8 protein-coding genes are annotated in these 9,577 nt (G+C 45.3%); 3 read left to right on the forward strand and 5 right to left on the reverse strand.

From position 1 onward, the window contains the following. Positions 1-343: 343 nt before the first annotated feature. Positions 344-1,936, reverse strand: coding sequence for a tetratricopeptide repeat protein (locus ACTF5U_RS11785; protein WP_438971829.1), 1,593 nt, complete (start codon positions 1,934-1,936; stop codon positions 344-346). Positions 1,937-2,084: 148 nt separating this feature from the next. Between ACTF5U_RS11785 and ACTF5U_RS11790 the strand changes: the two genes are divergently transcribed. Further along, a complete protein-coding gene (locus ACTF5U_RS11790; RefSeq protein ID WP_438971830.1) occupies positions 2,085-3,077 on the forward strand; it encodes a metal-dependent hydrolase in 993 nt (330 codons plus the stop codon). Here the strand turns inward: ACTF5U_RS11790 and ald are convergent. Beyond that, positions 3,074-4,192, reverse strand: coding sequence for an alanine dehydrogenase (gene ald, locus ACTF5U_RS11795; RefSeq protein WP_438971831.1), 1,119 nt, complete (start codon positions 4,190-4,192; stop codon positions 3,074-3,076). The genes ACTF5U_RS11790 and ald overlap by 4 nt on opposite strands. Positions 4,193-4,225: 33 nt before the next feature. Here ald and ACTF5U_RS11800 point away from each other — a divergent pair, with 33 nt between their 5' ends. Continuing rightward, positions 4,226-5,848 carry a protein adenylyltransferase SelO gene (locus tag ACTF5U_RS11800; protein ID WP_438971832.1) on the forward strand — a complete coding sequence of 541 codons (1,623 nt, stop codon included), beginning with the start codon at positions 4,226-4,228 and terminating at the stop codon, positions 5,846-5,848. Positions 5,849-5,872: 24 nt separating this feature from the next. Beyond that, positions 5,873-6,988, forward strand: a complete 1,116-nt coding sequence (locus ACTF5U_RS11805) for a PQQ-dependent sugar dehydrogenase (protein WP_438971833.1) — start codon at positions 5,873-5,875, stop codon at positions 6,986-6,988. Here ACTF5U_RS11805 and greB read toward each other — a convergent pair. The 3 genes from greB to ACTF5U_RS11820 form a co-directional block, all read right to left on the reverse strand. Further along, entirely contained in the window at positions 6,966-7,442 is a 477-nt protein-coding gene (greB, locus tag ACTF5U_RS11810) for a transcription elongation factor GreB (protein WP_438971834.1), read from the reverse strand. The genes ACTF5U_RS11805 and greB overlap by 23 nt on opposite strands. A gap of 32 nt (positions 7,443-7,474) precedes the next feature. Then, complete coding sequence (locus tag ACTF5U_RS11815) at positions 7,475-8,344, reverse strand: chemotaxis protein CheW (RefSeq protein WP_438971835.1); 870 nt, start codon at positions 8,342-8,344, stop codon at positions 7,475-7,477. A gap of 73 nt (positions 8,345-8,417) precedes the next feature. Beyond that, positions 8,418-9,577: FAD-dependent oxidoreductase (locus ACTF5U_RS11820; protein ID WP_438971836.1), on the reverse strand; the 1,160-nt coding region annotated here is incomplete at its 5' end.

The following is a 9,577-nucleotide window of genomic DNA, read 5'->3' on the forward strand; positions in this document are numbered from 1 at the left end:
AAAAGTAATAAAAATCAGTGCCACCAACCAAATTGTTGCGTTATGCGGAATCCTGAGTCCCTCACCACCAAGGTTTGGGTGGTAGTAAAGTGGTGCCAGTAGAAACAAAACCGCCAGCATTATTTCAGCAGGGCTCCAGCGTGAAAGAAAAGACTGGTGGGCTTGTTGTGACATATTATTTCCTTGCGGTTTATGGCGTACTCGGGAGTGAAAACTCAACCTTAGGTCAAATTCAGTACCAGTCCCAACATAATAGGGCTTAGATGATTAAGTGACTATCGCACATTAACGTCACTAACTCATATGCCTATTAACAATGATGAGTGTTACCCCATTTCCTGAACTAAGCTGGCTTCAAATCAAACGCAATACAAATCCGTTCTTCGTCAGAACTGAACGGAATGGTTCTATGGAAAACAGAGGAAGGAAACATCACCAGATCGCCCACTTCCGGGGCAATAGTCTTAGTGGGAAAGTTATCATGTTTTTTAGGATAATCATCGCCATGCGTGCTGAGTTCAATGCTGCCCTCATGCTCATGCTGTTTATTTTTCGGTAATGACAAGTACAACGACCCACTGACCCAGCCTTCTTCATGAATATGTGACGTCAGATGTCCCCCGGTTCGCATACGTACATACCACGAGCTGGCAAATTCGGTATTTTTGGGGAAAGCTTTAACAAACTGGCAGTTTTCACCAGCGAAAGTGTGACGATAGCGATTAATCGCCTCAGTGACCAATTCAGCTAATTTTCTGAAAGAGCTTTCGGAACGCTTAAATAGATTACCCGCTGATTGCACGCCATTGTGTAATCGGCCTTGTGATTTTTCTTCGGCATCACAGGTTTCTATATCAATCAATAATTGCTTGAGTAAGTCACTATCGCCTTTCAATTCGGGAATGTCTGTATGGAAAACAAAGTCGAGCGGATTTTTGCAAAAATTATAATCATTTTCTGTATCAAAGTTATCGGCATAATGTCCGGCTAAGGTAGCCAGAAAAGGTGAGTTATCCTTTTTACGCTTGAGCTCATCAAGTCCCTGTCTAAACGCATCAAACTGACTTGTTTTATACAGACAATAGAGCGATCGCTCTTGCCAGTCAGCAAATTGTGAACGCTGGAAATGTTCCAATGCCGCATCCAAATCACCACTATCATAGAGATACACAGCCAGACTATAATTAGCCAGCGGTAAATCCGGGTCCAGATTCAAGGCGTGTTTGTAGGCTTTCACGGACTCATCGTAACGGCCCTGTTCCCTTAATACTTCACCAATATTACTGTGAACTTCAGCGTAGTCGGGATTAATCGCTAAGGCCTGATTATAGGCTTCGATAGCACCACCGAGTTTTCCTTGATTCTTGAGTGCCGTTCCCAAATTAAAAAAGGTTTGTGCATCCTGATTAACAGCTAAAGCATTGTTGTATGCTTCCACAGCCTCATCTAACCTACCCTGCTCTTGTAACACAACACCAAGGTTGGCCATCGCTTCATAAAAGCCTGGTTGCAGCTCAATCGCTTTTTGATAACTTTTACCCGCTTTTTCGAATTGCTGTTGAGATTGATAGGCAACACCCAGATTGTAATGGGCATCAACCAGTGAGGGTTTAAGACTAACTGTTTTTCGATAACTGTTAATTGCTTCGTCAGTCCGGTTGAGATTGGTCAATAAAATACCGACATTAAAATGTATCTCGGCAATATTGGGGTCAATCTTCAAAGCTTTACGAAATGCCTCTACCGCATCTTTAAATTTGTTTTGTCCGGCCAAGGCGTTGCCATAAAGGTTATGGAATACAAAAGCATTGGGAAATTGCTTGATCATTTTCTTGGCTGCAGACTCAGCTACAGCTAATTGACCGGTATTCAGTGCATTTAAAACAGGTTGAATTTCAGCTTGCGTTGGTTGTCTCAGTTGCGCATTCTTTTTCATATGATGAGTGATTTCGTTGGGTTGCGGGTCAGATCTGCGTCTGGCTTAATGAAACATTGAATGTATAACAGGGAAAATTTTCCCGCAACAACATTATGTGATTAGAAGAACAAACCGCCTTGGAAATAGATACATCATAGGAATCAGAATGGATACTCTTACACAAGCATTACTGGGTGGCGCGGTCGGCTATGCCGTTGCGGGAAAGACCTCTCGCAGAAAAGCTATGCTGTGGGGTGCAGCTATCGCAGTAGTGCCTGATCTGGATGTGTTTATAGCCTACGATAACGACCTGGACGCCATGACGTTTCATCGGAGCTGGACCCATTCATGGTTTGTACACAGTGCTGTTGCTCCCTTATTAGCATTCTTAATACAGCGAGTGGATAAAACATTCAGCTTTACTCAGTGGCTTTTACTTATCTGGCTGACTTTGATAACGCACGCCGGTCTCGATGCGTTAACGGTTTACGGAACCCAGCTTTTCTGGCCTATGATGCCTTCACCAGCCTCAGGCGGCAGCGTATTTATCATCGATCCCATATACTCAATACCACTGCTCGCAGGATTTCTAGCGGTTCTAGTGATGCCCAAGAAGGAATTAAGTAATCAGATAATGCGCTGTGGGTTTGCTTTTAGCTGTCTTTATCTCATCTGGGGATACGCTGCTCAGCAGTATATCGAAAGTCAGACCCAACAGGCTCTGGCTGAGCAAGCTATTACCTATTCACATATGCAGGTGTCTGCGACCGCATTTAATACGCTCTTATGGCGGATCGTGGTAATCGATGACGAGGTTTACTACGAAGGCTTTAAATCTGTTTTTGATGAAACAGATTTCATTGAATTTAATCGTTATGACCGCGGTGCCGGGTTGATTAAAAACTTGCAGGAACTGAATGCATTTCAACGTATCGACTGGTTCACAAACGGACTGTTTAAACTCGAAAAACAGGCCGATAATATCGTTGCTTCGGACTTACGAATGGGCATGGAGCCGTCATACTTTTTCCGGTTCAAGCTTGCTAAGAATTCAGATGGCGGCATTCAACCAACCCTACCTAACCGGGTTCGCACAAAATCCAACCGGCGCGAAGGCATAAACTGGGTATGGCAACGAATCTGGAACCCGGCTGTTTAATTAAACAGCGATACCGGATTGGCGTACTCAAACCCATGTGCTTCAGCCACTGCCTGATAAGTGACTTTGCCCTGATGCACATTTAATCCGGACAGAAAATGTTTGTCTTCTGACAAAGCAGTGTTAAGCCCCTTGTCAGCCAAGGCCATCACAAAAGGTAATGTCGCGTTTGTCAGCGCAAATGTTGAAGTACGGGCAACACCGCCGGGCATATTGGCAACACAATAATGCACCACGCCCTGCTCCTCATAAATCGGTTCGTCGTGGGTAGTGGGTCGAGATGTTTCAAAACAACCGCCCTGATCAATCGAGACATCCACCAGAACCGAGCCTTTTTTCATTATGGATAACATGCCTTTGGTGATGAGCTTCGGTGCTTTAGCGCCGGGCAATAGAACGGCTCCGATCACAAGATCCGCGTCTTGTATAATGTTTTCTATTGATTCTACAGTGGCATACAACGTCTTTAATTGCGGACCGAACTGTTCGTCCAGTTGCTTAAGTCGAGCTAACGACTTATCCAGCACAGTGACATTCGCACCCAGCCCCATCGCCATACGGGCTGCATTGATACCAACAACGCCACCGCCCAGAACAATCACATTTGCAGGTGAAACCCCCGCTACGCCGCCCAGTAATATACCCATGCCGCCCTGTGTTTTTTCCAAAGCATGAGCGCCCGCTTGAATCGCCATACGCCCCGCCACTTCACTCATCGGCGCCAGAAGCGGCAAACCGCCGCCTGAATCTGTTATCGTCTCATATGCAATACAGCTTGCTCCGGACTCAATCAGATCGCGTGTTTGTTCAAAATCAGGCGCTAAATGCAGATAAGTAAATAAAATCTGATTTTTCTGAAGTTGTTTACGTTCCGAAGCTAATGGCTCTTTCACTTTTACAATCAATTCTGAACGTTGGTAGATAGTGCTGGCATCAGCAACAATCTCAGCCCCAGCCTGCTCATACGTTTCATCTGAGAGGCCAATTGCCATGCCAGCATCACGTTCAATTAAAACTAAATGGCCGGACGTGCTCAACTCTCGCACCCCTGCTGGTGTCAAACCGACACGGTATTCGTGATTTTTTATTTCTTTGGGTACACCAATCAGCATCATTTTTCTCCGCTTTTATATTGGTAGAATGGAGCCATGACAGAACATATAGCAAAAACTGTAACAGAGACGGGTACAGGACTCGACTTTCATTTCGACAATAAATTTATCCGGGAATTGCCCGCCGATCCCGAAACCGACAATCATTGCCGCCAGGTTCTGGGCGCCTGCTTTTCGTATGTGAAACCTCGCAAAGTGCGCGCACCTGAACTGGTCGCATTTTCCAGCGAAATGGCAGAAGATCTGGATCTTGACGAAGCAACGTGTCTGAGTGAACAATTTGCTCAAGTCTTTGCCGGTAATGAAATGCTTGAGGGCATGGCACCTCATGCCCAATGCTATGGCGGCCATCAGTTTGGTAACTGGGCTGGGCAGTTGGGTGATGGTCGTGCTATTAATCTTGGTGAAGTCATTAACAAGCAAGGCAGACGCTTTTGCCTGCAACTCAAAGGCGCTGGCGAAACCCCCTACTCGCGGACTGCGGATGGACTAGCCGTTTTACGCTCCTCTATCCGTGAATTTCTCTGTAGTGAAGCCATGCACCATCTGGGCATTCCAACGACCCGGGCATTAAGCGTTGTCACCACGGGCGAAGAGGTTATCCGCGATATGTTCTATGACGGTCGACCTCAAGCTGAACCCGGGGCTGTAGTCTGCCGTGTTGCACCTTCATTTTTGCGTCTGGGCAGCTATGAAATTTTCACTTCAAGAGGTGATATCGACACGCTTAAACAATTGGTCGATTACACGATTGCGACCGACTTTCCCCATCTTGGTGAACCGGGCAAAGACACTTATCTCGATTGGTTCAGGGAGATCTGTGAACGCACCGCCGATATGGTGGTTGACTGGCTGCGAGTAGGCTTCGTTCACGGTGTGTTTAACACTGACAATACCTCTGTCTTAGGCTTGACGATCGACTACGGCCCCTACGGCTGGATTGATGATTACGATCCCAACTGGACACCCAATACAACCGATGCGGTTGGCAAACGCTATCGCTTTGGTGCCCAACCCCAGATAGCCCAGTGGAACCTGCTACAAATGGCGAATGCCATTTATCCTTTGATTGATGATGCGGAGGCGTTACGTAACATTCTGAACGATTACGTTACGGTCTACACCAATAAATGGCAGCAAATGCGCGCAGATAAATTAGGCTTAACCGCATTCAGAGCCGATGATGAAGAATTGAATCAGGAACTGAATAAAGTCATGCAGCTAACCGAGACCGACATGACAATTTTTTATCGTCGTCTGGCAGATATAAAAACGCAGGATAGTGCAAAAGAGGATGAGAGTTTGCTTGAGCCGTTAATGCCCGCTTTCTACGCGCCTGAGGGTATGAGCAAAGAAGATAGAAAAGATATCTGTGCCTGGCTAAGACGCTACCTGAAACGGGTGAATGAAGATGGAATTGACGATGCCACTCGTAAAATCAATATGAACCGCGTTAATCCCAAATATATACTTCGTAATTACCTGTCACAACTGGCAATAGATAAATCGGAACAAGGTGATCATTCGTTGGTCAATGAATTACTGGATGTGATGCGTCATCCTTACGATGAACAACCGCAATATGAGCAATATGCGGCCAAACGCCCCGATTGGGCACGCGATAAAGCGGGCTGTTCTATGCTGTCATGTAGTTCCTAACAGAACTTAACTGAAGGAGTGGTTATGCGTTTTTTGACCCAAGCTTGTCTCATTTTGACGATCTCTATGGCCATGAGTGTTCATGCAGACATTAACCGTGATAAAGATCTGAACATTGAAAAACTAGCTACGGGTTTATCCATTCCCTGGGGAATGGTGGTCTTACCAGATAATAGTTTATTAGTCACAGAGCGAAGCGGCAAACTGATTCATCTCACTGCTGATGGTCAAAAAATCGCTGATATTTCTGGTCTTCCTGATGATATTCGTGTTGGAGGACAGGGTGGTTTATTTGATGTCGCACTTCCAAATAATTATGCACAAAGCGGCTGGGTGTATTTCAGCTACAATAAAAATGTGGATGGTCAAGGTGCCACAACGCTGTCGCGAGCCAAACTTAATGATACGAGGCTGACTGATTGGCAGGATCTCTTAGTTACCCAGTCACGTACCGGTAATAAAGTCCACTTTGGTGGCCGCATTAGTTTCGATACTACGGGTCATGTTTTCCTTTCTATTGGCGATCGAGGCGAACGTGATCATGCTCAAAACCGAAGTAATCATGCCGGAAGCATACTGAGACTTAATCTTGATGGCACAGCCCCCGATGACAACCCGTTCATAGGTCAGACTAATGTACTGCCTGAAATCTGGAGTTACGGACACCGTAACCCTCAGGGTATGTTTTTCAACCCACAAACAGTAACACTTTGGGTTATTGAGCACGGCCCCCGTGGTGGTGATGAAATTAACCTTGTTGAAGCGGGCAACAATTATGGCTGGCCTGAGATTTCTTATGGAAAAGAATATTGGGCACCGTTAGCGGTCGGTAAAGAGCATCAAGAAGGCATGGAACAACCGATCAAAATGTATGACCCATCGATTGCACCGAGCGGCCTGATTCAGTATCAGGGTGACCTGTTCAAAGACTGGAAAGGAAAATTGCTGACAGGTGCCATGAAACTCCAACACCTGAACATCATCACACTCAATGACAACAATGAGGCTATTGATGAAAAGCGTCTATTGAGGAGCCTGAACAGTCGCATTCGAAATGTTATCGAAGCACCGGATGGTGCACTATTGGTAGCGACAGATAGCGGTAATATTTACCGCATTACGCCTGCTGATAGCGAATAGCTAAAATAAAATACTGTTTCCGGCCGTCTTCAACGCGTATCACAACCTCATCATCAATCGTTTTGCCCAGCAGGGCTCTGGCGAGTGGTGAATCAACACTGATATTGCCCTTTTCATGGTCAATTTCATCGGGGCCAACAATACGGTATTCAACCTCATCCCCAGCTTCTGTTTCCAACGTTACCCAGGCTGCGAAGAAAACACGTTCAGTGTCGTCGGGAACATCATGAACCACATTGAGATCAGGAACACGTTTTTGTAAATATCGAATCCGCCGATCAAGTTCACGCAGTTCTTTTTTGCGATAGATATACTCAGCATTTTCAGAACGGTCACCTTCAGCTGCCGCAGCAGCCAGAGCTTGAACGACTTCACGTCGTCGTGACCAGCGTTCACTCAATTCCTGATTGAGTCGAAACATGCCCTCAGCAGTGATGTATGGAGATGAATTCATATAGAGAACCGGTTGTTACCGGCAGGTAATTCTCATGCGCTATTTTGAACCTGAGTGTGTTCTTCATCAGCCAGTTTATTGATATCAAAAAATAAACAATCCCTCTGTTCTTCGCGGCTGTAGATACCTGCCAAAATATCGCGTATTTTTTTGATTTGAGCCAACGCGCCAGTTGATGTTGATTGAAACTCGGACGAATCATAGCTGAGCACATCGTTGATTTCATCAATCAACAGTGCGTAGCGTGGCGTTTTACCATCATCGGTGATGAACAATAACACCTGTCGCATGTCACTCTCGACTTGTTCTTTGGCGCGCTTTCCCAGATTTTTTAACTTTAACAATAGTTGATTAGCTTTTAACTTAAAGTCGGTAACGACATTATCAGAGCCTTTCCTGCGTACTTGATTCATCGCCTGTTCCCCCACTTCATGCAATTCATTATGTGGCTGGATAAAAGCATGGATGATCTCATTCAATGTTTCATCACGGGAATCAAACTGACGGAACCAGAGAGCAGCGTCGCAATCAGATGCCGCTATATCCAAAAGAAATGGTTCATCATTGCTCAGACTCTGACTTAACTGGCGAACCCAGTCCAGATGGTCACTTTCTCTCTGGCTAATTTGTTGAAGCAACTGTTTTTTTGCATCGAAACCAGAACGCACGCCAACACGGTGTGCAAAATCCAATACCGGCACGACGATTCCCTGGAACTTGATCACACCACAAAAGCCCCGGTCTTCTACTGGAACGCGTTGAATTTTGTCAACATTCTGGTCGAGCATCAACACGTTATCGACATTGAGACCGAACATCATATCTTCAACAAAGAAAGTAAACACCTGTCTTTGATCACGTAAGTTTCCACCTTTACCCTTGCCTGATCTACTCGCTTCCATTAGGTGCCTCAATTCACTTTATGCTTATGGATAAATTATATATCGTCTTCCAACGATAAAGCTGAAATGAAATTTAGGAAACTTTAAGCGTTTTTGCCAGTTTAGCTTCATCAACTCTGGCACCAAGACGACCGGTCACTAGACGCATATCAATCTCAGCATTTTCAAGACAACTGGTGGCGCCGGGTGATGGTGTCATATTGAATACAATACCGGTACCAGGATTAATTTTGGCTTCACCGAGCATCAATGTTGATGATTTTTTATCGATAAGTTGTGGTCTAACCCCGCCAAAGCCCTTAGCAAATGTCACGTCTTTCAGCTGTAAGGAAGGCACGATCTTGCGGGCATCTTTTAAAAATAACCAGCGACGAAGCCCTGGCACTTCAAATAAAAAGTTTTTGAAAATATAGTTACGGATGTCACTGACTTTGAATAGGTCCCAGAAAACCTTAAATACACGGCGATCCAACTTTAGTACTTTCAGAAATTCAATAAACGTTTTGCTGTTGTATCGTTCAAGCAAGGGTAATAACAATGCTGTCGGTCCAAAACGGGTTTTTCCTTCAACCAGGACATCAGGATCGCCGTGAACAGCAGCGAACGGCAATTTGTCGTTCTGGACTGTATACACTTTCCCATTAAGTAAGGGGGGTGTGAAATAAAAACTACCCGCTACGGGTAAACAGGAGAACTCAAGTCCATACCCCATTTCCTGTGCGAGAAGAAGACTGTGTCCACCAGCCGATACCACTACATTTTTGGCTTTAATAACCTGCCCTTTGGTCACTATCGTGAATATGCCGTCTTGTTCGACAATAGTTTCAACGTGACTATTGAGGTGAAGATGCAGCGCTTTATCATCACGTTTTTTGGCTTCGGAGACAAACGTCTGCGCCAGTCGGTGATAATCAACAGCAGCATACTCATCAAGCACCGCTAGAGCCACGCAAGGCTCTTCTCGCATTTGCCCGTTAACCATAATGACACTGGGCTCAATCTCAGCAATTTGCTCTTTTTCCAGCAATTGCATGGTGCTAAAAACAGTTTTGAAACTGTCAAAACGCTCACGAAGTTGCTGGCATTCTTTTTCACCAACACCTAACACCATCTTAGGATATTTGAAAATCACTTCATCTCGCTCAGCGAGCGTTTGACAATAATTGACGACCATCTGGGCAGCCGCTTTCACTTTTGTCGCTTTTTCCAGGCTATAGTTGGTTTCTATATCAC

The sequence above is a fragment of the Methylophaga sp. genome, from assembly GCF_965655755.1.
In the GTDB taxonomy this organism is placed as follows: domain Bacteria; phylum Pseudomonadota; class Gammaproteobacteria; order Nitrosococcales; family Methylophagaceae; genus Methylophaga.